Raw genomic sequence first — 25,413 nt, 5'->3', positions numbered from 1 at the left:
GTCTGCCGTGCTCATCTACATGATCCGCCACGGGCAGACGGACTGGAATGCCGAAGGCCGGCTCCAGGGCCAGCAGGACATTCCGCTCAATGCGCTCGGCCGTTCTCAGGCAACGCGGAACGGCGAGCGGCTGCGCGAGATGATCGGCGCGGCGGACGGATTCCGCTTCGTCGCCAGCCCCCTGTCGCGTACCCGCGAAACCATGGAACGGCTGCGTACCGCCATGGGCCTCGATCCCCTCGCCTACGGAACCGACGAACGGCTGATCGAGGTCTCCTTCGGCGACTGGGAGGGCCATACGCTTGAGGAAATCAGCCATGTTTCTCCTGAGCGATTGAGCGCTCGCGCCGAGCAGAAGTGGAGTTTCATCCCGCCGGGGGCGTCGGCGGAAAGCTATGAGATCCTCTGCTGGCGGATCGGCGCCTGGCTGCAATCTCTCGACGGTCCGACCGTCTGCGTCAGCCATGGCGGGGTGATCCGCTCGCTCTTCCGGCTGATCGGCAACCTCGACGAGGACGAGGCCGCCACCGTTCCGACCCCGCAGGATCGCATCCTCGAGGTCGATACCCGCAACAACCGGATACAATGGCTCTGAACTGCGCCAACCCTGCGCATCGGATATTCTAAATTATACTTCGCTAAATCTTCAGTCTTACTGGACGATCTGAAGGTCGTCGACGACGCGGTTGCCATCGACAACCGTGTAGAAGACCAGCACTTTGACGCCCGCCTTCAGGCCTTCGAAATTGAACTCCTCGGGCACCTTATAGGTCTTTCCGTCGTCCAGCGTGAAGTTGAGCGCCTTTGCGTCCACGGCCTTGATCGTGGCTTCGACATCGGCACTTTGCGCCCAGCTGTTGAGGGGCGAAAAGACGCTGGCCGTGGCAAGCAGAGCAGCAATCAGGATGCGCATGGTCGAAAGCCTTGATGAGGTCGATGATGTCTCGTTTCGACGCACAGATAGCCTGCTGATTGTGGCGAAAATCGCCCGGCACCATGACATTTTCCGTATAAGTAATGAGCTGATAGTTAACGCTTTTCGAGAACCGAATGCCGCCTTGCGGCCGAGCCAGTCACGCCGGCGAACTTATTCAAAGTATTCGTACAATAAATCGCGCCAAAGTTTGTAGGGTGGGATGAAAGCGTAAATTAACCCCCTCCCCATAGGCTGTTCCGTCATGCCACAGGGGTTAATGAGAAGGTTCGCGCGCGTGAAATTCTGGCCGTCGTCCGGTTCCAAGTCACTGCGCCTGGCGCGCAGCACCAAGACGCCGACGGCAATCGCGTTCGTTATCGCCCTTACGGTGATCTCGACCGGCGTGATCGTCGACCAGCGTTATACCGAGGGCTTTCGCAGCGACCTTCGGGCGACGACGGAAAACGTTGCCGGCCTGTTGGCACGGCGCCTCATTGCGCGCGTGGAGACCGACACCGCCGCCGCTGGCCATCTGGCTCACGCCCTGAGGGAGGACGCCGAAGGCTCGGTTGATGAGTTCAAACATTACGTCGACAAGGAACTTGGCGAGGCGACGCATTTTTCCGGCGTCGCGGTCGCGCCCAATTTCGAGTTTCCCCAGGTCATCACGCGCGACGGCGTTGCCGGCGGCACGCCACGCAAGATCGACAGGATCGATGTGCCACGCCTTGCAGACGACCTGAAATCCGTCAACGGCCGGAACCGTGTATCGCTGCTGAGCGGCAGCCAGGAGGGACACCTGACCCTGGTCGTGCCGGTGCCGAAGGAAGAGGACGGCACCGACCTGTGGGGCGCCATCGCCGTGCTGATCGACAAGCAGGGCCTGATGGAAGCTTCCGGCGTCACCTTCTCCCCCGCCACGGCGATGAAACCGAACCTGATTAATCTCGAGTGGCTGAATGTCGTCCTGCGGGACGTGGACCGGCCGGAATATTTCGCCTTCTTCGGCAATGATTCCATCGAGGACCAGTCTCCGATGAAATGGACGGTGCCGATCGGTGGTGCCAACTGGACGCTCCTCGCCGCCCCTCGTTCCGGCTGGGACATCGTGCCGCCCAATCAGCTCGTGATCCGCCTCGCCCTCGTGATTGCCGCACTCGCGGTGATCGTGCCGATCTTCATCGCCACCTCGCTGATCTCGGAGCGCAACCGCAATATCGAGGCGCTGAAGGCGCGTGAACTCAATCTGATAGAGCTATCGCAGCGCTTCAACCTTGCCATGGAAGCTTCCAATATCGGGATCTGGGAGGTGACCGGCAACAGCAACAGTCTCTTCTGGGACAGCCGAGCCGCCGGGCTGCACGACAAGCCGGCTGCAAGCGAAGGCAATCGTCTCTACGACTGGCTCGGATCGATCTATCCGCCCGATCGGACGGCGGCGGAGACACATTTCCTCGACTGCGCCTCCGGCAACATGCCTTGCAGCGAGACCTACCGCGTGCAGTTGCCGGACGGCACTCTGCGATACCTGAGGTCGGCGGGTGCAAACTATCGCAATGCCGACGGTACGCTACGCACCACCGGGATTGTCTGGGACGTCACCGGCGACGTGGTATTGACCCAGACGCTGCGCAACGCCAAAGAAAATACCGACATCAAGAACGCCGAACTGGAGCTGGCGCTCGATGAGCTGTCAAACCGCGAGCAGGACCTGGAAGAGCTGTCGACCAAGCTGGACCTCGCGCTCGACTCCTATAACTGCGGCATATGGGAATCAAACCCGGTAACCCGGGTCGATACCTGGGATGCCCGCATGTGCCAGCTGCACGGCATCCCCTTCACCAACGGCTTCGTCCGGGTCGATGACTGGATCGAGCTTATCCATCCCGACGACCGGGAGCTTGCCAAACTCAGCTCCTATCATTTCACGGAGAACTTCCGGCCGGATCCGCTGGTCGTGCGGGTGCCCCAGCCGGATGGCTCGATCCGCTACATCCGCTCCATCGGCAAGATGCACAAGACGCGCGACGGATTCAAAAAGGTGGTGGGCATCGCCTTCGACGTCACCCAGGATGCCATCCTGACCAGGGAACTCAAGGCTGCCAAGGACGAGGCCGATGCGAAGAACGCAGAGCTCGAACTCGCCAAAAGCCGGATCGAGCACAATTCCCTGCATGACCCGCTGACACTGCTGGCCAACCGCCGCAAGCTCGACATCGAACTCGACCGGCTGTCGCGCTCCAGCCATACCGAGCGCCAGAAGTTCTCGATCCTGCATCTCGATCTCGACCGCTTCAAGCAGATCAACGACACGCTCGGTCATGCGGCCGGCGACGCGATGCTCGTGCACGCCTCGCGCATCCTGTCGCGCAACGTCCGCGGCAGCGATATCGTCGCACGTATCGGCGGCGACGAATTCGTGATCCTCGCCTCCGGCAATTCCAGCGCCGAAGAGATAGGCCAGCTCGCCCAGCGCATCATCGCGGAATTTCACCAGCCGATCGATTTCGAAGGTTTCGCCTGCCGCTGCGGCGTATCCATCGGTATCGCCCAGGCAAGCGGCATGAATGTCGATGCGCGCCGTACTCTCGTCAATGCCGATATCGCGCTCTACCGGGCGAAGGGCATGGGCCGCAACCGATACGAATTCTTCACGCAGAACCTGCAGGCCGAGATCGTCAGCCACAAGCGTACCGCCGACGAGGTGCTGGCCGGCATCGACAACGACGAATTCATCGCCTTCTACCAGCCGCAGTTCGATGCCCGCACCAACCAGCTGACCGGTGTCGAGGCGCTGATCCGCTGGAACCATCCGCATCACGGGATTCTTGCGCCCGACCGGTTCCTGAAGATTGCCGAAGACCTCAATGTGTCCGCCGCGCTCGACCATATCGTGCTCCAGACGGTCTTGAAGGACAAGATGCGCTGGGCAGCACTCGGCATCCGGATACCGAAGGTTTCCGTCAACGTCTCTTCGAAGCGGCTGCATGACGAGGCACTGATCGACACGCTGCAGACGCTGGCGATCGTGCCCGGCGAGATCTCATTCGAACTGGTGGAATCGATCTTCCTCGACGAGAGCGAAGCATCGGCGGCCGGCAATCTCCAGCGGATCAAGGAACTCGGCATCGATATCGAGATCGACGATTTCGGCACCGGCCATACCTCGATCGTGAGCCTTCTGAAGCTGAAGCCGAAGCGGCTGAAGATCGACCGCCAACTCGTCATGCCGATCCTGACCTCGCCGCAGGAACGGGCGCTGGTGCGCTCGATCATCGACATCGCCCGTTCGCTCGGCGTCGAAACGGTGGCGGAGGGGGTCGAGACCATGCAGCATGCGAGCCTTCTGCGCGAACTCGGCTGCGACCTGCTCCAGGGTTATGCCTTCGCCCGGCCGCTTTCGTTCGACGATTTCACCGCAGCCGCGCATGCGGGCTGGCGCAAGGCCGCGGCCTAGAGCCACCATTGTTCACCAATCGCGCCGCGACTGTTCTGCCAAGAAACACTTGTCGCCCGGCAACCTTTTCCATATGACAACCGCGTCAGAAGTTGGCGGAAGGCCAGCTCCGCCACAGCTGGTCCTGTAACGCCATGTCGCACAACACTTTCGGTCACCTTTTCCGCGTCACCACCTGGGGTGAAAGTCATGGTCCGGCACTCGGCTGCGTGGTCGACGGCTGCCCGCCCGGCATCCGCTTCACGCTTGCGGAAATCCAGGCCTGGATGGACAAGCGCAAGCCCGGCCAGTCCCGGTTCGTGACGCAGCGGCGAGAGGACGACATCGTCAAGGTGCTCTCCGGCGTGATGATGGACGCCGACGGCGAGACGATGATCTCGACCGGCACGCCGATCTCCATGCTGATCGAGAATACCGACCAGCGCTCCAAGGACTACGGCGAGATCGCCCGCCGCTACCGTCCCGGCCATGCGGACTATACCTATGACGTCAAATACGGCATCCGCGACTATCGCGGCGGCGGCCGCTCCTCGGCCCGCGAGACGGCAGCCCGGGTTGCCGCCGGCGCGCTCGCCCGCAGGATCGTGCCGGGCGTGCAAGTCCGCGCCGCGCTGATCCAGATCGGCAAGCACAGGATAGATCGCGCCAACTGGGACTGGGATCAGGTCGGCCAGAACCCGTTCTTTTGCCCGGATGCAGCGATGGTGCCTGTCTGGGAAGACTATCTCGACGGCATCCGCAAAGCCGGTTCCTCGATCGGCGCCGTGGTGGAGGTGATCGCCGAAGGCGTGCCCGCCGGTCTCGGCGCTCCGGTCTATGGCAAGCTCGATCAGGATATCGCCAGCCTTCTGATGTCGATCAACGCCGTCAAGGGCGTCGAGATCGGCGACGGTTTCGGCGTCGCAGAACTTTCCGGGGAGGAAGACGCCGACGAGATGCGCATGGGCAATGACGGCAAGCCCATCTTCCTCTCCAACCATGCAGGCGGCATTCTCGGCGGCATCTCGACCGGCGAGGCGGTGGTCGCCCGCTTCGCGATCAAGCCGACCTCCTCCATTCTCACCGAGCAGCGCTCGATCGACGTCGACGGCAACAATGTCGAAGTCCGTACCAAGGGCCGCCACGACCCCTGCGTCGGCATCCGCGCTGTGCCGATCGGCGAAGCGATGGTTGCATGCGCGATTGCCGATCACTATCTCCGCGACCGGGCCCAGACGGGGCGAAATCTCTAGGAAACAACACCCATGGCCTATGATCAGAAGCGCGTCGTCGATGCCCTCCGCGCATTCGAAGCCGGCGAAATCGTCGTCGTCACCGATGACGACGACCGCGAGAACGAAGGCGATCTGATCGTCGCCGCGGTCCACTGCACGCCCGACAAGATGGCCTTCATCGTGCGCCACACGTCCGGCATCGTCTGCGCGCCGATGCCGCGCGAGGAGGCCAAGCGGCTCAACCTCAATGCCATGGTGGCGGAAAACGACAGCGCCCATACGACCGCCTTCACCGTCACCGTGGACTTCAAGCACGGCACGACGACCGGCATTTCTGCCGAGGACCGGACGCTCACCGTCCGCAATCTTGCCAATCCGAATGTCGGCGCGAGCGATTTCGTGCGGCCCGGCCACATTTTCCCGCTGATCGCCCGCGAAGGCGGCGTGCTGATGCGCTCCGGCCATACGGAAGCGGCCGTCGACCTCTGCAGGCTCGCCGGCCTTCCGCCGATCGGTGTCATCTGCGAACTCGTCAATGACGACGGCACCGTGACGCGCGGCCAGCAGGTTACCGACTTTGCGGCCAAACACGGATTGAAGCAGGTTTCCGTCGCCGACCTGATCGCCTATCGCCAGCGCAAGGAAACGCTGATCGAACTGCAGACATCGTTCGACGTCGAGACGCCGCACGGCAAGGCGAAGGCGCATGCCTATTCGCTGCCTTGGGACCCGATGCAGCATGTGGCGGTGGTCTTCGGCGACATCCGCGACGGCGTCGACATTCCAGTCCGCCTGCATCTCGAAAACGTCACCCGCGACGTGTTCGGCACGCAGCGCTCGGTCGATCGTTACATGGCGAAAATCGAGGAAGAGGGTCGCGGCGTGATCATCTACCTGCGCGAAGGTTCGGTCGGCGTTGGCCAGAAGGACCATGGCCGCAAGCTGCGCCAGGACCAGGAAGGTCATGCCGAAGCCCAGGCCCGCGAGAGCGAATGGCTGGAAATCGGCCTCGGCGCACAGATCCTCAAGGATCTCGGCGTCACTTCGATCAAGCTGCTGACCCGTAGCGAGCGCCACTATGTCGGCCTCGAAGGTTTCGGCATCAAGATCGCCGAGACGGTGATCTGCTGACCGCCCTCAATCCTTAGGGTTGTAAAAGGTTTCGTACCGTTCCATCGTCGCTCGTTGTCGGGCGGCGATTTTTCGTGTACGGATAATAGTTGAAAATCATTTGGGACGAGACGAAGCGGATTGTGAATCTCGAGAAGCACGGTCTCGATTTCGCTGATGTTGGCTTTTTTCACTGGGAAACGGCTGTGATGGAACGTGGTCATTCCGGCCGCACCAAAGCCATCGGCTATTTCGAAGATGGTACCGCGGTGGTGATTTTTGTGAAGCTGGGGACGGAAGCCACCTCGATCATCAGCTTCCGACCCGCCAACGCGAAAGAAAGGAGGCTTCTCCTATGGCAATGAAGCATCGAACTCTAAAAGAATTCCAGCCGGGGCGCGGCTACACCAAGGAAGATTGGGACTCCGTGGACAGCCCGCCGCTTACTGATGAAGAACTAGCGAGCATGCGTCCCGCACGTGAAGTCATGCCGCCGGAATTCTTCGAAGCTATCGAAGAACTTCGCCGTACTCGCGGCCGGCCGAAGGTCGAGGCGCCGAAGGTGGCCGTCACGCTGAGGCTCGATCCGGACGTGCTCGAAAAATTCAAGGCGTCCGGCAAGGACTGGCGCGCCAAAATGGCCGAGGAACTGCGCAAGGCAGCCGGCCTCTGAGACGGTCTACCGGCCAGCAGCCAGAATCTGCTCGATGAAGTGGTGCGCCTTGAGCGCATCCTCGCCGGTGACGCGCAGCGGTGCACCGGTTCGAACCGCATCGATGAAATTCCCGATCAGGGCCCGGTGCATCTCGTGGCCGAAGGCCATAGGATTGGCGCCGGCCCCGCTGCCGGAATTCTGGCCGCCCTCGGTGACGCTGGTGCCGTCCATGAAGGCGGCCTTCAGCGTATCGCCGGTCAGGACTGCCGTACCGTGGGTGCCGAGCAGCTCGATGCGTTCCGGCAGGCCGGGATAGGCGCAGGTGGTGGCGTTCAGCGTCCCGATCGCACCGTTTTCGAATGCGAAGGTCGCCGTCACCAGGTCTTCGGTCTCCATCGAATGGATCGGGCTGGTGCGGACGAAGGACGAGACGTCTTTCGGGGTACCAGCATAACTCAGCAGCAGGTCGATCGTGTGGATGCCCTGGGTCAGCAGCACGCCGCCACCATCCCGTGCCATCGTGCCGCGGCCTTCGACGTCGTAATAGCTTTGGGGTCGCCAGTTGCGGATCGCGACGGACGCCTCGATCAACTGCCCCAACCGCTCGGACTTGACGATCTCATCGAGTTTCAGCGCCGCCGCGCGAAAACGGTTCTGCAGCACCATGGACAGCAGCACGCCCGCTTGCCTCGCGGCACGGACGATCGCCTCGGAGCGCTCGAACGAGATATCGAGCGGCTTTTCCAGCAGGATATGCTTCTTCGCCGCCGCGCAACGCTCTACGAGTTCCAGATGGCTGCTTGGCGGGGTGAGGATCAGCACCGCCTCGATCGTCTTATCCGCGAAGATCGCATCGAGATCGCCGGTCGTTGGGATCGGGTATTGGGCGGCAAACGCTTCACGCCGGGCTGCCGTCTGGCTGAAAGCCGCGACGCATTCGATCCTGTCGGACAAATCGAGCAGGGCGCGGGCGTGGTGACCCGCTGCCATGCCGAGCCCGATGATTGCTACTTTCAACTTCGTCATATTAACCTCCCGGTACACATAAAATATCGTTTGCGGCGAGCCGCCCCTCATCCGCCTGCCGACACCTTCTCCCCGCTGGGGAGAAGAGACATGCCGAGCCGTCACTCCTCCTCCTCTCCCCAACGGGGAGAGGGTGGCCGAGCAAAGCGGAGGCCGGGTGAGGGGGCCGCTTGTTCCGGCGTCCGCCAAGCAAGCCTTAACCCAAAACCTCAAGCGTGCGCATGATGCCGCGCAGCTCTGCCAGCCCTTTCAGTCGACCGATGCAGGAATAGCCGGGATTGACGCGTCTGCCTATGTCGTCGACGATCGCGTGGCCGTGGTCGGGTCGTGACGAGATCATTGTCGGGATTGGCGCCGTAGGAGCCGGTACAGAGCGTGATGCCGTTCGACGGTGACTTAATCCCGGCGCCGGCCTGTTTCACATGCGAAAGCTTGACCGTGTCGTCCGGTCCGAACCAGCGCCAAGTCTGTTCCATTGTCGTCCTGCCTTATGCTTGTCAGCCGAGCCGCATGCCGGTGGCGGCGTCGAAGATGTGGCTGTTGGTGGGCGCGAGCGCCAGATTGAGCACCTCGCCGGTCTTGATGAAAAGCCGCTCGCGCAGCTGCGCCGAGAATTTCTGGCCGTCGACGGAGCCCTGCACGAAGGTTTCCGAACCGGTTGGCTCGATATTCGTCACGGTCATCGGAATACCCTCGTTTCCGGCGGCGATGGCGAGATGTTCGGGGCGAATGCCGTAGGTGACAGCGGTGCCGGGGGCGGCGGAAGCCTCCGGTCCAAGCGGCAGGCGAACACCGTTTCCGGTCAGCACGGACTTACCGTCATCGGCCATCGTGCCGGAGAGGAAATTCATCGAGGGCGAGCCGATGAAGCTCGCGACGAAAGTATTGACCGGCTTGTCGTAGAGCTCCAGCGGCGCGCCGACCTGTTCGACGATGCCATCCCTCATCACCACGATCCGGTCCGCCATGGTCATCGCCTCGATCTGGTCGTGGGTCACGTAGACGGTGGTGGTCTTGATGCGGGCATGGATATCCTTGAGCTCCGCGCGCATCTGCACGCGCAGCTTGGCATCGAGGTTGGACAGAGGTTCGTCGAACAGGAAGACCTTGGGATTGCGGACGATGGCCCGGCCCATGGCGACGCGCTGGCGCTGGCCGCCGGAGAGTTGCTTCGGGTAACGCTTGAGGTAATCGGTAAGTCCGAGGATACGCGCGGCATCATTGACCCGCTCGGCGATCTCCTCTTTGGATTTCTTAGCGAGCCGCAGCGAGAAGCCCATGTTCTCGGCAATCGTCATATGCGGGTAGAGCGCATAATTCTGAAAAACCATGGCGATATCGCGGTTCTTCGGCTCGACCTCGTTGATGACGCGACCGTCGATGCGGATCGTGCCGCCCGAGATGTCTTCAAGCCCGGCGATCATCCGCAACAGCGTGGACTTGCCGCAGCCGGAGGGGCCAACGAGGACGACGAAGGCGCCATCCGGCACATCGACCGACACGCCCTTGATGGTCTCGAGGTCGCCATAGGCCTTGCGGACGTTCTGGATTTCAACGGAAGCCATGTATTTATCCTGAAACTGCTCGGGTTCGGGGCTTCAGCCGATCTGCGGCGCGGATGGCGGCGAGCAGGCTGAGGCCGGTGTGGTAACCCGGATCGAGATCCGGCGTGGCGGGCACGAAATCGACGGGGCCGTCCCTGGTCATCGTCTGGTAGGCGAGCGGCGGTGTGCCGCGCCAGTAGCGCTCGAAGAACGCGCCGTGGGCGGCCTTCCAGACATCGAGGCTCTCGGCACTGCCGGTGCGTTCATGAACAAGGGCGGCGGAACGGATGGCTTCCGGCAGCGACCACCAGGGGCAATAGGGGCTTTGGGCCTCGCCAGTCTTGATGGACACCGTGAGCGTGATGCCCGGCCCCACGAAGCCCTTGCGGAAGGACGAGACGAGGATGCGTTCCAGCGTTTCGATCAGTGCCGGATCGGCGGTGTCGTCGAGATAGTCGAGCGCGAAGCCGACGAACTCGATTCCGTGGCCGACATTGCATAGGTCCTCGCCCGGCACGTTGCGCAGCAGGCCGGTCGCGGCATCGTAATGCCTGTCGATGACATGGGCGATGAACCGATCGGCAAAGGCGAGATGCGCCGTGTGGCCGGCGCGCTTTAGCATGCCTGCGGCACCGAGCAGGATCATCCGCGGGCCGAAATCTTCGGGCTGGACGGCAAGGCTGTGGAGCGAGAGCGGCCGGCGTTCGTCCATCTGGAAACGGCCCGTTTCAACGGCGGTGATCACACGGTCGAAATAGGCGAGGTGACCGGCGATATCCGGCAGGCCATATCGGCTTGCGGCTGCCACCAGCCCCTTGGCCACGAAGGCGTCCGAATAGGTGTAGATCAGCGCCGGTTTTTCCTGAGCGTGGAGCACGTTGGACTGATCCGCATAGACGGCCTGCAGGTCGCGATCGTAGCAGAAATAGGCGTGACCATCCGGCTTGCGCAGGGCAGCCAGAAGCTCGTAGAGGCGGCGGCCGGCGGTATCGAGCTTTTTCGCGAGCGGCGGCAACTCGTCTTCAAAGAACTCCGCATGTCCGACCAAGGCTTCCAGCCCCCGCCCCTGAATCCAGCCGTGGGTGTAATCCGGGCCACGGGTGCCATCCTCCGAACCGTAATCCTTCAGCGTCAGGCTGTTCTGCTTGGTGTTCAAAAACCCACCGCCGAGTATCGGCCGCTGCAGCATCCAGTAGAGAGTGCCGGCATTGGCGGCGGCATAGGTTGTGCGGGCTTCTGCCAAGAAATCCATCGCCATCGTCACTCCTTGAGCCCGGTGCTGGCAACGCCCTGCACGAAATTTCGGCGCAGGATGACGAAGAGCAGGATGGATGGAATGAGGACGGTGGCGGAGGCGGCGCTGAGGCGGCCGAGATCGACCGTGAAGCCGGTCTGGAAAAGCGCCAGCCCGACCTCGATCGTATAGCTGGTGCGGGTCGTGGTGACGATCATCGGCCAGGCGAAGGCGGTCCAGGCCTGGAAGAAGGCGAGCACCGCCAGTGCGCCGAGCGCGCCGCGCAAAAGCGGCAGAACGATATGCAGGAAGATCCAGAACTCGCCGGCGCCATCGATACGGGCCGCTTCCAGCAGTTCGTCGGGGATCGAGTGGATAACGTTCTGGCGGATCAGGAAGATGCCGAAGCTCATCACCAGATAACCGAGCAGCAGGCCCCAGACGGAGTTGAGGATGCCGAGGCTTTTCGCCTGAAAATAGAGCGGGATCATGTAGACCTCGAACGGCACGATGGCGGTTGCGAGGAACAGCGCGAAGAGGATGTTCAGCGTCCGGAAGCGGAACTTGCCGAAGATGTAGCCGGCGATCGCCGAGGTGGCGACGATGGCGATCGTCGACATCACCGCAAAGGCGATGCTGTTGGCGATCCAGCGCAGGAGTGGCGTTTCGCCAAGCACGGCCGCGAAATTGGCAATGGTCGGGTCGCGCGGGATGATGGTCGGCGGCCAGCTGAGCATTTCGGCCGGGGTCTTGAAGGCGTTGGCGACCAGGAATACCAGCGGCAACAGCATCAGGATCGAGACGACGATCAGGAAGACGTCGATCGCGAAGTTCATCACCCGCTTCTTGCGGCGCAGACGCACGCCCTCGGAAAGTTCTTCGGTGGTGGGTTCGATATAGTTCACGGGATTGGTGGTCATGCCTTGCCCCTTTCCCGCAGTGTCGAGAACTGGATGAGCGTCAGGCCCAGCACGATGACCAGAAGCACGACGGCCTCGGATGCCGCGTAGCCGACGCGGTAATTGCGAAAGCTGTTTTCCAGCATGTCGAGAACCAGAACCCGCACCTGCCGTCCGGGCGCCCCTTGCGCATCGGAAGCGAGCACGAAGGCCTGGGCGTAAACGTTGAAACCGGAAACCAGCGTCACGACCGACACATAGAGCGTGATCGGTTTCAGCATCGGGATCGACAGGTACCAGAAGCTCTGCGGTCCGGAGGCGCCGTCGAGCTTGGCGGCTTCATAAAGCGAGACCGGCAGGTTCTTGAAGCCGACGATATAGATCAGCACCGCATACCCCAGCGCCTGCCAGGAGCAGAGCACGATGATGCAGATGACCGACAGGACCGGATCGAACAGCCAGGATTGCGCCGGGATGCCGAAGAAAGTCAGAAGCGCATTCAGCGGGCCGAGGCGAGCGTCAAAGATCCATTTCCAGGCCATGGCGGCGGGAACCAGCGACACGACATGCGGAATGAAGATCGCGGTCTCGTAAAAACCGGCCATCCGCGAGCGGGTGCGATGAAAGATCAGCGCGGCGATGACCAGCGCCATCGGGATGGTCAGGATCAAGACGCCGAAGGCGATGATCGTGGTGTTGACCAGCGCATCGATGAACAGGTGGTCGCCCATCAGCTCGCGGAAATTCGCAAGGCCGACGAAGGGCTTGTTCTTCGACAGGATGTCCCATTTGAAAAGGCTGAGCCTCAGCGTGTCGGCGATCGGATAAAGCCGGACATAGGCAAAGATTGCCAGGGTCGGCAAAATCGCAAGGATCGCAAAAATCCATCTTTTGCGCTTCAGCATAGAGTTTTGGCCTGTAGACAGCAGGGTTCGGCCGCGGCGCGGGTCGGACCCTGGATCCCCGTTTAAGTGCCCGGAGCAATGATGCCCCGGGCCCATGCGATTGGCGAGTGGTGCCGGCGATTATTTCGCGCCCAAGCCTTCGCGGGTGAGGATTGTGTTCACTTCGTCGCTGGCCTTCTTGAGGAAGGCATCGATCTTGGCATCGTCGCCGGCCATGGACGCGTCGCCGAAGGCAACGACGAGCTGCGCGGCAACGCGGGTCAGGATCTCTTCGATCGGGCCGATCGACGGCAGCGTGAAGAACTCGTAGCCCTTCGGATAATCGACGAAGGCGGCGAAGGCCGGCTGCTTGGAGGTGACGGCCGAATAATCGACGCCTGAGCGGTTCGGCAGCCAGCCGACGTTCTGGAGCAGCCAGACGAGGTTTTCCGGCGAGTTGGCCGCCTTTGCAAATTCCCAGCCGGCTTTGGCATCGGCACCCTTGCCGGCGACGTAGAGGTTGGTGGGCAGCGCGATCGAACCCTTCGGCAGCGGCGCGGTGGCGTATTTCAGATCCGGCGCTTTCTTGGCGATATCGCCGATCACCCAGGATTCGCGGATGAACATCGCGGTCTGGCCGCGCTCGAAGGCATCGGCGTCCGCCGGCATCTCTGGGGAGACCGTCTTGGTGGTGAAGATGTTGGTGAGATACTGTTTCAGCGCCTTGCGGCCCGCTTCGTTGGCGAAATTGGGCTTCCACTTGCCGTCGCCGGCGGGGGCGAGGATCGCGCCGCCATATTGATGCATGTTGATCCAGAATTTCTCGGCAATGCCCTGGCCGCCGCCCGAGAGGCGCATGCTCCAGCCGGAGACGGTGGCCTTGCCAGATGCATCGCGCTTGGTCAGCTTCTCTGCATAGGCGGAATAGTCCTCCATCGTCTTCGGCGGGGCGGTCAGGCCGGCAGCCTTGAACATGTCGGTGTTGTAGTAGAGAGCGCCCTGGCCGCGGAAGAGCGGCACGCCGTAGATCTTGCCGCCCTTGCCTGCGGTGTCGCTGAAGAACTTGTCGAAGTTCTTCGGATCCTTCACGAAGGTCGAGATATCCGCCGGGGCTTCCGGAAGAAGATCGTTTTCAAGGTAGCGGGTAGCGGTCGAACCGGAGAGCTCGATGACCGTCGTGCCGTCCTGGCCTCCGGTGAGGCCAAGCGCGACGCGCTTTTCATGCTCGCGAAGGGCAATCGCCTCGACCTTCACCTCGAGTTTCGGATAGGCGGCCTTCATGCCCTGCGCGACATGTTCATAGAACGGCGCCATTTCCGGATAACCGCTCCAGACCGTCAGCGTTTCGGCCGAAACGGCGGACGCGCCCGAGAGAAGGGCTGCGCCGAATGCCGCGCTCATAAGCAGCGCGCGGGTCGAAATCCTCGTCTTTGCTGATCTGTTTTTCATGTCCCTGTTCCCTTGTTGTTGTTAACAAAAAGCTCTCATGCAACCGGTTGCGTGTCAAGCATCGGATCGTTTCCGGCGGCCCCTTGGCTCATGCGGCGCCGCTTCCGCTGGAGGTCTCGTTGGCGAGCCGGATGGCGCAGGCCGCAAGCGTTTCCGCCGAGCCCGGCGCGAAGGTCGCCGCCAGGCCGTAATAGCGATGCGCCTCGTCCACCTCGTAGCCGCCGAACCGGAATTCGCCGGCCGGCGGGATGTAACCGGGATTGTCGTCGGCAAAGCCGATGACGAAGGCTGGCTTGTCCAGACCAAGTGCAGCCCGGATTGTCAGCGCCGTCTCCGCAAAGATCTCACCCGGCAGCGCGACGATCGGCACGCCGCCCCAATCGAGCACGGTCACCCGCGCGGCAAGCGGCTCGGGCTGGGTAGGCGCTATGTCGCGCGCCCAATCCGCCCAATAGCCGAGCAGGCTTTTGCGGGCGGGTTCGACGTTCAGGGCCTCGTCCCGCCAGCGTTTTTCGAGGGTTTCCGGCGGTTCGGTCTCGCGGCACTCGAAGGTGAGGCTGACGATCGCGTTGCGGGCGCTGACGGCGTCCGAAACCGGGTGTTCCGCAGCGCCAAGCGCCGCCTCGGCAATCTTGCGGCCGATCCGTTCGGCGGCAGCAAAGCTGCGATCCGGGTTCGCGGCAAGCGAGATCGAGGCATGCGCCGAGTGGCCGGTATTGGCGTCGCCGACGCAGCCGGTCATGAACAGGGCGACCGCGCCGGGATGAGCTTCTTCCAGCGCATGGCGAACGAAATGGGGATAATCGGCCGTCCAGAGGAGATTGTCGGCCGCCAGCACGACCGGATGGCACGCATAGGCGGTGACGACGGCGATCATGTTGCCATCCGCAGCGCGGATGCGAAGATGTGGCAGGGAAGTGTCCACGGGTCCGCCGGGATGGCGCCGATTGCGCGCAATCCCCGGATCACTTCCCTGCCCCACAGTGATGGTTGCCGGCCGGCGCGCCGTGGCGGCCTTGTCGATGGCGGCGATACAGGCATCTTCCAATCGCTCCAGATAGGCCGGATCAGCGGCGATGCTGAGCCGTCCGGCCATGGAAACCGGACCACCGTGATTGTGGAGTGCTGCGACCACGACGTTTTCTGCCGGCAGGACGCAGCGCCTGCGGATCCGGGCGCTCGTCGCGGCATCGATGCCGATGACATCGGCGACAACGATGGCGGTATCGCCGACCACCACGGCACGCGCCGTCAGGGCGTCATGGGCGCCCCTGGCCGACAGCGTGCGGGCCGCAAAGCCGGACATCGCAAGGCCGGGCGGCGGGGTGATATCGACGATGGCAACTCCGGCCCGGATCATGCGCAGGACGCCTTTTCGCCGTGGACCCAGGTTTCGCGGATAGACAGTTCCCGCTCGCCTTCCGACCATTCGAAGCGGATGAGGTCGGCCCGCGCGCCGACTTCCAGCCGTCCCCGTCCACCGACGAAACGGCCAGGATTTACGGTCGCGAGGAGAAGCGTATCGGCAAGTGGAAGGCCTGCCATCTGCGACGCGATCGCGACATTGGCCGATAGCGGCAGGCTGGCGCCGGCGAGATAGGGCGTGCCGGCGACGCTGATGCGGCCTTCGGCAGACACCTCGACGCGGCCGCCGACCGGCTGGTCGTAGATGCCTGGGGGCATGCCGGCGAGCGCCACCATGTCCGACACGAGGATCGCCCGATCCAGGCCCTTGGCGCGCAGCATGGCCTTGAACGTGTCGGCCGGCAGGTGCCAGCCATCGGCGATGAAGCTTGCCGTCAGCCGGTCGTCGGCAAGCTGCGCCCAGATGAAATTCGGGTGCCGCGGCAGCATGGCGGCGGCGCCGTTGCCGAGATGAGTGGAAAGGACCGCACCCGCCTCCGCCGCCGCTTGGATTTCCTCCGGCGTCGCGGCTGTGTGGCCGAGTGCCACGTGGACGCCTCTCGCCGTGAGAGCGCGGATGTAATCGACGCTGCCCTCATGTTCCGGCGCAAGCGTCACCATCGAGACCAGATTGCCGGATGCGTGCTGCCAACGGTCGAACTCTTCGATCGACGGCGGACGGACATGCGCCAGCGGATGGGCGCCGCGCGGGCCGTCCTTGTCCGAAATCGACGGGCCTTCGACATGTATGCCCGGCACCATTTCGGCGATCAGCCGGTGGCCGGCGCGGATTTTTGCGATATCGGCGAGGGCCTGAAGGAGGGACGTCTCGGGCGCCGTGATAAGGGTCGGCAGCCAGGTTGTGACGCCGACGCTTAGCAATTCCTCGCAAAGCGAGAGGAGGATGTTGGGAGTGACTTCGCCACTGTTCAGATCGAAGCCGCAACAACCGTTGACCTGCAGGTCGATCAGCCCGGCGGAGAGGTAACGCGGGCTGGTATTTTCCGCCGGGCGGATGGCGGCAATCCTGCCGTCGGCGACTTCGATCGCAAAACCTTTGCCGGTGCGGGGATCGATACCGTCGACGACCATGGTCAGAGCGCCCTCACCCGGCCTTGGAAATTGGCGATGAAGCGGCCGTTCGCCTCGTCGCCTCCCGGCGCATTGCCGCTGCGCCAGACCGGCGGCTCTATCCCCCGTTCGACAAGCTTCGCCACCGTGCGGATCACCAGGCAGTTCAGGGTGAATGCGTTGGCGAAGGTGGAGATTGCCGCGATATTTTCGCCCATGCCGGGGACCTTCACCACCGCATCGCCGATCGGCACCTTGCAGTCGATGGCGATATCAACGATGTCGTGGAGGTTTTGTCTGGTCGGATGGCGGGCCGGATGGTCCGGCGAGGTTTTCGACGCGTGCTCGCGGGAACTGACGCCGATCAGGAAGGCGCCGCGGCGTTTGGCCTCCAAAGCCGCATCGATCAGCGCGGCATTGATGCCGTAGGCGTTGACGAGGATCAGCAGGTCGGCATCTCCCAGCCGCTGGTTTGATATCACCACCTTGCCGTAGCCGGGCGTGCGCTCGATCGCCATGGAGCGGAGCGCACCGTTCGAGAGCAGCGTGCCCTCGTCGAGGATGGCGCTGATATGCATCAGCCCGCCGGCGCGGAAAAAGACCTCCTGCGAGGCGAGATTGGAATGGCCGCCGGGGCCGTAGATATGCACCAGCCGATCGGCGGCGATCTGATCGGCGAGTTTTGCCGCCGCCTGGTCGAGAGGGGCCTTTTCTTCCTCCAGAACCCGGCGCATCAGGGCATGGGTCGAGGCAAGATAACCTTCGCAGAGCGCGTCCGCATCGATGACGGGATGATCAGGCATCGGGGTCGGAGTCCTTGTCGATATAAAGGGTGCAGGCGGCGTGGAAACGCAGGACGCTTGCCGGGCATTCGGTGGTCAGCGGGCCGTAGAGCGTTTTCGAAACGGCATCGCGTTTGACGGCGCCCGGCACCACGCAAAACATCCGGTCGGCCCTGAGCAGGCGCGGCACGGTCAGCGTGATCGCTTCGTTCGGCACTGAAGCAAGATCGGAAAAGCAGTCGTCATCGACCTGCTGCTGGCGGCAGATATCATCCAGTTCGACGATCTTGACGTCCAGCGGGTCGTTGAAATCGGCGACCGGCGGGTCGTTGAAGGCAATATGGCCGTTGACGCCGATGCCGAGGCAGACGAAATCGATCGGCCCTTCGTTCAGCAGATCGGAATAACGGCGCACTTCGGCGCCCGCATCCGGCTCGGGGGTGATGCGATGCACGGCGGCGAACGGCAACTTGGCGAACACATGTTCGTCCAGCCAGTTGACGAAACGCGCCGGCGAGGACGGCGACAGGCCGATATATTCGTCCATGTGGAAGGCGGTGACGCGGCCCCAGTCGATGCCCGACGCGGCGCAGAGCGCCTTCAGCATGTCGGCCTGGCTGGGGGCGGCGGCGAAGATCATTCTGACCCCGGCTTGGCTCGCGAGGCGCTCGACCAAGGCGGCGGCAATGTCGGCGGCGGCAGCGGCACCCATCTCGGCCCGTGTTGCAAAGCTTTCGACCGAGAGGCGGTCGAAGGTCCGCCGCGTTTCCGGCGAAGGACGATGGGCGGTGGCGATGGTCAACGCAGTCTCCATGTTCATGCCATGGGAAGCCGGCGGCGCGCAGCGCTATAGAATGGCCGCATCCGTTGCAGTTCCCCTTGTTCTTATTGACCGAAGACTTCCATGCAACCGGTTGCATGTCAAGTGGATGAATGTCAGTCTGCAAGGGTGGGGCAGAATTGATAGCGCCTCGGACTTCATGCTAAGTGCCAGGGCCAAACGGGCGAGTTCTCAATTTCCACGATCAAGCGGGGCCGATGATCAAGCGGACCAAAGGCGTCACCATCAGCCAGGTCGCGGATGCGGCAGGCGTTGCGCGTTCCAGCGTCTCGCGCGCCTTCACGCGGCCGGACATGCTCTCCCCGGAAACCGTGACGCGGATCATGAAGGCGGCGGAAGCGCTCGGTTATGTGCCTAACCACACCGCGCGGGCGCTCAGCACCGGGCGGCACGGCAATGTCGGTCTGATCGTGCCCGATATCGCCAACCCGTTCTTTCCGCCGCTGATCCAGGCGGCCCAGCTCGAAGCTGACAGGTCCGATTTCTGCATCTTCCTCGGCAATACCGAGGAGAATCCGAAGCAGGAGGACAAGCTGGTCGGCCGGTTCGCCGGCCAAGTGGAAGGCCTCGTGCTCGCCTCCTCACGCCTTTCGGACGAGCGCATCCGCGCCCATGCCGGCCAATTGCCGCTGGTGCTGATTAACCGCGATATCGACGGCATCCCGCGGGTGCTGATCGACAGCGGCTCGGGTGTTCGCGAGGCCGTCGAGCATCTCGCGAAGCTCGGGCACCGCCGGATCGTCTATGTCAGCGGTCCGTCGAATTCCTGGTCAAACAAGCAGCGCCGCACTGCCATCAAGGCTGCGGCATCAAGGCTTGATATCGTGGTCGAAACCGTGCCGGCGGTGCTCGCAAGCTACAATTCCGGCCGCAACGCGGTGAGCGCGATCCTCGCCACTGGCGCCACGGCGGCCGTCGCCTTCGATGACCTTACGGCGCAGGGCGTGCTGGCCGGGCTTTCCGAAAAGCGGGTCTCGGTGCCCGGCGATTTCAGCCTGATCGGCTGCGACGACGTGCTTGGGGCCGTCACCTATCCCGCGCTGACATCCGTCTCCAACCGATCGACGGAGGCTGGCCGGGTCGCCGTCTCGCTGCTCCTCGACATGCTGCAGTCGCGCGCCATCCGCGACGTGCGCTATGTGCTGGAAACGCATCTCGTGGTGCGTAATACGACGGCCGCGGCGCGATAGACGCGGGAACCTTGCCGGCAGCGGCCGGTTTGGGAGGATATGCAATCTTCCACGGGAGGTTCCCATGCCAAAGAAGAACAAGAAGAAATGGTCGAAGGACGTTGCCGAACACAGCGACGCCATGGACCTGAAGGATGGCGTGTTCAAATCGCGCAGCCCGAAAAAGATCGCCGATTCCCTCAAGCACTCCGCCGAAACAAGCGACAGGCGCAAGTCGAGCCCGTTCCAGTCGGCCATGTCGATGCTGAATTTCTACATCAACCGCGCCGGCGAACAGCTTTCGAAATCGCGCCGCTCCACCCTGGAAAAGGCCAAGGACGAGCTTCGCAAGGATTTCGGCCGTGGATCGAAGCATTAAGATCACGCCGCCGAGCCTCGATGCCATGACCTCAACCGCCGACTCCACCTTCGAACCCATTTTCTTCGAGCCCAGCGACTGGGTGCCGAACAATCCCGGTTTGCCGGTGCTGGTCTGTCGCCAAGCCATCGCGGCGGAAGGCGAGATGGCGCCGAAGTTCGAAAGCCGGTTCAGCGAAAATGGCTGGGAGGGGATCTGGCGCAATGGCGTCTTCGATTATCAGCATTATCACACCGGCGCCCACGAAGTGCTGGGCATCGCCGGCGGCCGGGCACGGCTGCTGATCGGCGGGCCTGACGGCACGGAACTCAGCGTCCATGCCGGAGACTGCCTGATCCTGCCTGCCGGCACCGGCCACATGCGGATCGATGCCAGCCGGGATTTCCTGGTGATCGGCGCCTACCCGCCCGGACAGGAGGCGGATATCCAGACAGGGCCGGCGAGCGAAGCGCACCTTGCCCGGATCGCCAGCCTGCCGCTTCCCAGGACAGATCCTGTGGGAGGCGCGGGTGGTGCTCTTCTTCGCGCATGGTCGCGGCGCTGATCTTTCAGTTTACCCGCATGTAACCAGCACGTCGGCGCATGCCCCAAGAATGACGAGCCTCCTATCTTGGTCCGGCTTTCCGAGTGGCGGAATATTGCAGTTTCGTGCTGGAAATCGCCCACAAAACAAGCATTGCAACGTTGCAGCATAAGCGCGGCCCTTAGAGCCATTAGATTTCGGCTTGAAGGCGCTTTCACGCCGGCAGAGCGTTTGACGGCCTTCAAAATGTATGGCCTCCTTATATCACGACGCGAGCGGGAGGAGACTGTTCGCGTCATCACATTCCGGCTTCGCCCGCGATGTTCCGGACTGACTCTAGGAGGAGAGTGCAGTGAAGAAATTTCTAGCAGGCGCCCTAGCGCTGGTGTTTTCCGCATGCGTTCCGGGAGGTATAGCCACCGCCGCCGACGACAATTACCCAAGCCGGCAGATCACGCTGATCGCCGGTTTCCCGGCCGGCAGCGGCGCGGACGTCTATGCCCGCTTCTTCGCCAAGAAACTCGAAGAGCAGCTCAAGCAGACCGTCATCGTCGACAACAAGCCGGGCGGCCTCGGAAGCCTTTCGGTCGTGGCGCTCAAGAACGCCAAGCCGGACGGTTACACGATGCTGATCGGCTCGGCAGACCAGTTCACCGCCGCACCCTACGTCTTCAACGCCCCGCCCTATGATCCGCTCAAGGATTTCGATTATGTCGCGCCGGTGTTCAGCCAGGCATTCATGATGCTGGTCAACGCCAAGTCGCCCTACCAGAAGATTTCCGACCTGACCAAGGCGATGAAGGAAAAGGGCGCCAAAGGCTCCTACGCCACGTCGAACTTCCCGTCTGTCATCCTGGCCGAAATGTACAAGGCCAATACCGGCGTGCCGGACACGCTTCAGGTTCGCTACAAGACCAGCGCGGACTCGCTCAACGACTTTGCAAGCGGTGCCATCGATTACATGGTCGGCGACCCGGTCTTCGGCCTTGCCCGCTCGCGTGACGGAACGTTGCGCGTGCTGGCCGTCAGCACTGCCAAGCGCATTTCGTCTGTCCCGGACATCCCCACCTTCGCCGAAGAAGGCGTGCCGAATGTCGACGTCCGCATCTGGTGGGTTCTCGCCGCGCCGAAGGGCACACCGAAGGCCATCCTCGACAAGATGCACAAGGTGATGACGCAGGTCACCACCAGCGAGGACGCCCGCAAGTTCGTCGGCACCAATGGCGGCGAGCCGATGACGCTCGACAGCCCGCAGGCGACCCTCGACTATGCGACGATGGACACCAAGCGCTGGGAAGGGTGGGCCAAGATCGGCAAGATCGAAAAGCAATAGGCTTCCGGAAACATGACCGCACCAGCAAGGCCGGAGCGATCTCCGGCCTTTTCTGTTTCAGCTTGTCGGAAAATAAGGCCTACGAGGCGCCCTCGGGGACAACTGCGGATTGATCATCCGCTTCAATGACTTCCGTCAAGATGCATGTCCGGAGAGCGTGAAAACCGGCTGGCCTCAGGACTTTTATCGGAACAAGCGCCGCCGCCCGACAGTTAGACCGCAAATTCGACGGCTCTAATCTGCGGCGAGGAAAATCCGATGAACACGCGCCCCCAATTCATCGCCGGGACATCCCTCGCGCAACTCCCACCACAGATCTACTACGTTCATCCCCTGATGCTGAGAGGGCTCGACGCCTGGCGGGAAGTTTTCGCGCATGCCAGGGATCTCGGTTTCGATACGGTGCTGACGGCGTCGCTTTTCGAACGGGGCCGCAATGCCAGCGTCTTCGTGACGAAGAATTTCGATCGGCTCGACCCGGAGCTTCAGCTCGGTTCCTCCGTCGAGGACGGCATAAAGGCGCTGATCCAGGCGGCAGGCGAAAGCAAGGTCAAGCTGATGCTCGACCTCGTGGTCGACCGGGTCGCGGTGGATGCGGGACATGCCGGGCCGATCCTTGCCGATCCGCGCGTCGCGCCGCGCGACAGCTGCAGCCGCGGCATCGATTTCATGAGCGAAGCCCGCCATATCGAGGATTGGCGCAACCGCATGGCGCGGCTTGCCGGCCTCGGGATTGCCGGTTTCCGCTGCCTCGGCATCGGCCGCCTGGCGCCGGAAGCCTGGTACGACCTGATCGTCTCGACCCGCAAGGCGACGCCGGAAACCACCTTCCTGGCATGGACGCCCGGCACCTCTTTCGAGGATCGGAGGGCGCTCGAGGGCGCCGGTTTCGACGGCAGCTTCTCGTCGCTTGCCTGGTGGAACCTGGAGGAGCGCTGGATCCTCGACGAATACCAGATCCAGCGGCAGCTCGGGTATCAGGTCACGTTTCCGGAAGCGCCTTTCGGCAAACGCATCGCCCATGGCACAGACAGTTGCGAAGTGCTGCAAAGGAAGGCGGTCCGATCGCTGAAGCTCGCCTCGACCTTCGCAAGCGGGCTGATGATCCCGATGGGTTTCGAATTCGGCGCTTCCACGCCGCTCGATCCGCTGCACGGTGACGGGATGGGCCTCCGGGGCCTGCGCGAACAGGGCTCCTTCGACCTCTCGGTCGATATACGCAGCGTCAATGCCGGTACCAACAAGACCGCTGCCGGGTTCGCCCGCCAGCCGCTCCGTCTCATCTCCACCAGCCAGACGCCCGCCGTGGCGCTGATGCAGACCGACCGGGAAGACGTCCGTTCGGCGCAGAAGGTGCGGGTCGTGGTTTTGAACCGCGATCTGCGCCGTGCCGTGGCGGCACCCTTCAACGCCCTCCGCGAGGCGGCGTCGCCGTTCCTGCCGCTCGAAGCGCCGGAGGCGGATGGCGAAGCCTTTGCCGCACAGCTCAAGCTGAAACCCGGCGAGATCAGGATATTCGAAGGCCGGTCGTCGGTGCCGATTGTCGATGCCGCGCCGGTACCCTCGGTCGACAAGGCGACCGCCTCACCCCGGCTGGCAATTGAGAAGATCACGCCTTCCGTCGATGACGGCCGTTTCGTGGTCAAACGGGTGGTCGGCGAGACGGTGAAGGTCGAGGCGGACATTTTCGGGGATGGCCATGATCCGTTGGCGGCGGCGCTGTTGTGGCGTGCGGCCGACGAGACGGAATGGACCGAGGAGCGCATGCAGCTCGTGCTGAACGATCGCTGGAACGCGGAATTCACGCTGAAGCGGATGGGCCGCCACGAGTTCCTGATCGAAGCCTGGCGCAATCCCTTTGCGATCTTCCGCCATGAGTTCGTGAAGAAGCACGAGGCGCGGCTCGATCTGCGGCTGGAAATCCAGGAGGGCATCAACCTCGTTCTCGATGCGCTGGACAATTCGTCGGGCAGGATCAAGACCCGCCTTAAAAGCCTGTTCGACAAGCTGACCGAGGTGCAAGACCCGCAGCGCACGGAAATCCTTCTGGCGCCCGAGACCGCGGATCTGATGGCGGAGGCCGACCGCCGGCCGTTCAAGGTCCGCTCGCAGGCGATCCCGGTCGATGCGGAACGTATCGCTGCCGGTTTCGCCAGTTGGTACCAGATCTTTCCCCGCTCGCAGAGTGGCGATCCGAACCGGCACGGCACCTTCGACGACGTCATCAGGCGACTGCCCGCCATCCGCGACATGGGTTTCGACGTTCTCTATTTCCCGCCCATCCACCCGATCGGCAAGACCAACCGCAAGGGCAAGAACAATTCGCTGAGCCCCGCACCGGAGGATCCGGGCAGCCCCTATGCGATCGGCTCGGAGGAAGGCGGCCATGATGCTATTCACCCTGAACTCGGCACGTTCGAGGACTTCCGCCGGCTGGTGGACGCCGCCAAGGACGAGGGCCTCGAAATCGCGCTCGACCTCGCGATCCAGGCTTCGCCCGACCATCCGTGGCTGAAATCGCATCCCGGCTGGTTCGACTGGCGGCCGGACGGAACGATCCGTTATGCGGAAAACCCACCGAAGAAATACGAAGACATCGTCAACGTCGATTTCTACGCCCATGACGCAATCCCCTCGCTCTGGGTCGAGCTCCGCGATGTCGTGCAGAAATGGGTCGACAACGGCGTAAAGCTGTTCCGCGTCGACAATCCGCACACCAAACCCTTCCCCTTCTGGGAGTGGCTGATCGCCGACATCCGCGCGCGGCATCCGGACGTCGTCTTCCTGTCGGAGGCCTTCACCAAGCCGAAAGTCATGTACCGGCTCGCCAAGGTCGGCTTCTCGCAGTCCTATACCTATTTCACCTGGCGCAATGCCAAGTGGGAGCTCGAGCAGTATATGCGCGAGATCACCACCGAGGAGCCGAAGGAGTTCTTCCGGCCGCATTTCTTCGTCAACACCCACGACATCAACCCGGACTTCCTGCAGAACGCGCCGCGTCCCGCCTATCTGATCCGCGCAGCACTTGCCGCGACGCTGTCCGGCCTCTGGGGCGTCTATAACGGTTTCGAACTCTGCGAAGGACGGCCGGACGCCAAGCGCAAGGAATATGCGGATTCGGAGAAATACGAGATCCGCGCCTGGGACTACGACCGGCCCGGCAACATCAAGGGCGAGATCACCCTGCTCAACCGGCTCCGCCGCGAGAACCCGGCGCTGCATTCGCATCTCGGCCTGCAGCTTCTCCCAGCCTGGAACGACAACATCATGTTCTTCGAGAAGGCGAGTGCCGGTCGCGAGAACGTCCTCCTGATCGCGATCAACCTCGATCCTTACAATGCCCAGGAGGCGGATGTCGAAATTCCGCTCTGGTCATGGAACCTCCCGGACCATGGCGCACTTGACGTCGAAGACCTGATCACCGGCCACAAATTCACCTGGGCCGGCAAGGTGCAGAGGCTGCGTCTCGATCCCCATTGGGGCCTGCCTTTCGCGATCTGGCGCGTGCGATAGGGAGGAAAGC

Annotated in this window: 22 protein-coding genes and 2 pseudogenes; 11 read left to right on the top strand and 13 right to left on the bottom strand. The window is 62.8% G+C overall.

Translation table 11 applies throughout. The features are described from left to right. Positions 1 to 7: 7 nt before the first annotated feature. Positions 8 to 595 carry a histidine phosphatase family protein gene (locus C5J24_RS14500; RefSeq protein ID WP_105418767.1) on the top strand — a complete coding sequence of 196 codons (588 nt, stop codon included), beginning with the start codon at positions 8 to 10 and terminating at the stop codon, positions 593 to 595. Between the two features lie 57 nt (positions 596 to 652). Here the strand turns inward: C5J24_RS14500 and C5J24_RS14495 are convergent, their stop codons facing one another. Next, positions 653 to 913 carry a DUF1344 domain-containing protein gene (locus C5J24_RS14495; protein WP_037084286.1) on the bottom strand — a complete coding sequence of 87 codons (261 nt, stop codon included), beginning with the start codon at positions 911 to 913 and terminating at the stop codon, positions 653 to 655. Positions 914 to 1,211: 298 nt separating this feature from the next. On the opposite strand from C5J24_RS14495, the gene C5J24_RS14490 reads away from it, so the two are divergent. The 5 genes from C5J24_RS14490 to C5J24_RS14470 all read left to right on the top strand — a co-directional run bounded on the left by C5J24_RS14490 (position 1,212) and on the right by C5J24_RS14470 (position 7,370). After that, complete coding sequence (locus C5J24_RS14490; RefSeq protein ID WP_245446639.1) at positions 1,212 to 4,373, top strand: EAL domain-containing protein; 3,162 nt, start codon at positions 1,212 to 1,214, stop codon at positions 4,371 to 4,373. Between the two features lie 134 nt (positions 4,374 to 4,507). After that, positions 4,508 to 5,605, top strand: coding sequence for a chorismate synthase (gene aroC / locus C5J24_RS14485; protein ID WP_046664542.1), 1,098 nt, complete (start codon positions 4,508 to 4,510; stop codon positions 5,603 to 5,605). 12 nt (positions 5,606 to 5,617) lie between these two features. Beyond that, the gene (gene ribB, locus C5J24_RS14480; protein ID WP_105401986.1) at positions 5,618 to 6,718 is read left to right on the top strand and encodes a 3,4-dihydroxy-2-butanone-4-phosphate synthase; all 1,101 of its coding nucleotides are present in this window, start codon (positions 5,618 to 5,620) and stop codon (positions 6,716 to 6,718) included. 89 nt (positions 6,719 to 6,807) lie between these two features. Beyond that, complete coding sequence (locus C5J24_RS14475; protein ID WP_105418763.1) at positions 6,808 to 7,062, top strand: BrnT family toxin; 255 nt, start codon at positions 6,808 to 6,810, stop codon at positions 7,060 to 7,062. After that, entirely contained in the window at positions 7,053 to 7,370 is a 318-nt protein-coding gene (locus C5J24_RS14470; RefSeq protein ID WP_046664545.1) for a BrnA antitoxin family protein, read from the top strand. Before C5J24_RS14475 ends, C5J24_RS14470 begins: the two co-directional genes overlap by 10 nt. Positions 7,371 to 7,376: 6 nt before the next feature. Here the strand turns inward: C5J24_RS14470 and C5J24_RS14465 are convergent, their stop codons facing one another. From C5J24_RS14465 to C5J24_RS14415, 12 genes and pseudogenes are all read right to left on the bottom strand, one after another. Continuing rightward, positions 7,377 to 8,378, bottom strand: coding sequence for a Gfo/Idh/MocA family protein (locus C5J24_RS14465; protein ID WP_105418761.1), 1,002 nt, complete (start codon positions 8,376 to 8,378; stop codon positions 7,377 to 7,379). Positions 8,379 to 8,574: 196 nt separating this feature from the next. Continuing rightward, positions 8,575 to 8,715 (bottom strand): annotated as a pseudogene (locus C5J24_RS32200) (mannonate dehydratase); the annotation flags it as partial. Between the two features lie 21 nt (positions 8,716 to 8,736). Next, positions 8,737 to 8,854 (bottom strand): annotated as a pseudogene (locus tag C5J24_RS32670) (hypothetical protein); the annotation flags it as partial. A gap of 21 nt (positions 8,855 to 8,875) precedes the next feature. Beyond that, positions 8,876 to 9,943 carry an ABC transporter ATP-binding protein gene (locus C5J24_RS14455; protein ID WP_105418759.1) on the bottom strand — a complete coding sequence of 356 codons (1,068 nt, stop codon included), beginning with the start codon at positions 9,941 to 9,943 and terminating at the stop codon, positions 8,876 to 8,878. A 4-nt stretch (positions 9,944 to 9,947) separates the two neighbouring features. Beyond that, positions 9,948 to 11,180, bottom strand: coding sequence for an AGE family epimerase/isomerase (locus tag C5J24_RS14450; RefSeq protein WP_245446638.1), 1,233 nt, complete (start codon positions 11,178 to 11,180; stop codon positions 9,948 to 9,950). 2 nt (positions 11,181 to 11,182) lie between these two features. Beyond that, positions 11,183 to 12,076: a carbohydrate ABC transporter permease gene (locus C5J24_RS14445; RefSeq protein WP_205412865.1), complete on the bottom strand. Its 894-nt coding sequence runs from the start codon at positions 12,074 to 12,076 to the stop codon at positions 11,183 to 11,185. Further along, positions 12,073 to 12,960: a carbohydrate ABC transporter permease gene (locus tag C5J24_RS14440; protein ID WP_105418757.1), complete on the bottom strand. Its 888-nt coding sequence runs from the start codon at positions 12,958 to 12,960 to the stop codon at positions 12,073 to 12,075. The genes C5J24_RS14445 and C5J24_RS14440 overlap by 4 nt, the downstream gene beginning before the upstream one ends. A gap of 120 nt (positions 12,961 to 13,080) precedes the next feature. Continuing rightward, positions 13,081 to 14,388 (bottom strand): ABC transporter substrate-binding protein, encoded by a 1,308-nt coding sequence (locus tag C5J24_RS14435; protein ID WP_105418755.1) that lies wholly within the window; start codon positions 14,386 to 14,388, stop codon positions 13,081 to 13,083. Between the two features lie 88 nt (positions 14,389 to 14,476). Beyond that, positions 14,477 to 15,748, bottom strand: a complete 1,272-nt coding sequence (locus tag C5J24_RS14430; RefSeq protein ID WP_105418753.1) for a neutral/alkaline non-lysosomal ceramidase N-terminal domain-containing protein — start codon at positions 15,746 to 15,748, stop codon at positions 14,477 to 14,479. Next, the gene (locus tag C5J24_RS14425) at positions 15,745 to 16,884 is read right to left on the bottom strand and encodes an N-acetylglucosamine-6-phosphate deacetylase (RefSeq protein ID WP_105418751.1); all 1,140 of its coding nucleotides are present in this window, start codon (positions 16,882 to 16,884) and stop codon (positions 15,745 to 15,747) included. Before C5J24_RS14425 ends, C5J24_RS14430 begins: the two co-directional genes overlap by 4 nt. A gap of 2 nt (positions 16,885 to 16,886) precedes the next feature. Next, positions 16,887 to 17,666, bottom strand: coding sequence for a sugar isomerase domain-containing protein (locus C5J24_RS14420; protein WP_105418749.1), 780 nt, complete (start codon positions 17,664 to 17,666; stop codon positions 16,887 to 16,889). Beyond that, complete coding sequence (locus C5J24_RS14415; RefSeq protein WP_245437330.1) at positions 17,659 to 18,447, bottom strand: 6-phosphogluconolactonase; 789 nt, start codon at positions 18,445 to 18,447, stop codon at positions 17,659 to 17,661. Before C5J24_RS14415 ends, C5J24_RS14420 begins: the two co-directional genes overlap by 8 nt. 236 nt (positions 18,448 to 18,683) lie before the next feature. On the opposite strand from C5J24_RS14415, the gene C5J24_RS14410 reads away from it, so the two are divergent. The 5 genes from C5J24_RS14410 (at position 18,684) to C5J24_RS14390 (ending at position 25,403) form a co-directional block, all read left to right on the top strand. Further along, entirely contained in the window at positions 18,684 to 19,676 is a 993-nt protein-coding gene (locus tag C5J24_RS14410; RefSeq protein WP_105418747.1) for a LacI family DNA-binding transcriptional regulator, read from the top strand. A gap of 64 nt (positions 19,677 to 19,740) precedes the next feature. Beyond that, complete coding sequence (locus tag C5J24_RS14405) at positions 19,741 to 20,034, top strand: DUF3175 domain-containing protein (protein ID WP_105418745.1); 294 nt, start codon at positions 19,741 to 19,743, stop codon at positions 20,032 to 20,034. A 25-nt stretch (positions 20,035 to 20,059) separates the two neighbouring features. After that, positions 20,060 to 20,578 (top strand): cupin, encoded by a 519-nt coding sequence (locus C5J24_RS14400; protein ID WP_105419079.1) that lies wholly within the window; start codon positions 20,060 to 20,062, stop codon positions 20,576 to 20,578. A 331-nt stretch (positions 20,579 to 20,909) separates the two neighbouring features. Next, entirely contained in the window at positions 20,910 to 21,890 is a 981-nt protein-coding gene (locus C5J24_RS14395; protein WP_105418743.1) for a tripartite tricarboxylate transporter substrate binding protein, read from the top strand. 258 nt (positions 21,891 to 22,148) lie between these two features. Continuing rightward, positions 22,149 to 25,403 carry an alpha-1,4-glucan--maltose-1-phosphate maltosyltransferase gene (locus tag C5J24_RS14390; RefSeq protein ID WP_105418741.1) on the top strand — a complete coding sequence of 1,085 codons (3,255 nt, stop codon included), beginning with the start codon at positions 22,149 to 22,151 and terminating at the stop codon, positions 25,401 to 25,403. Positions 25,404 to 25,413: the final 10 nt, after the last annotated feature.

The organism is Neorhizobium sp. T25_27 (assembly GCF_002968565.1).
GTDB classification, from domain to species: domain Bacteria; phylum Pseudomonadota; class Alphaproteobacteria; order Rhizobiales; family Rhizobiaceae; genus Neorhizobium; species Neorhizobium tomejilense.
The sequence above is the reverse complement of the archived record's forward strand: the minus strand, read 5'-3'. Positions and strand labels throughout refer to the sequence as shown.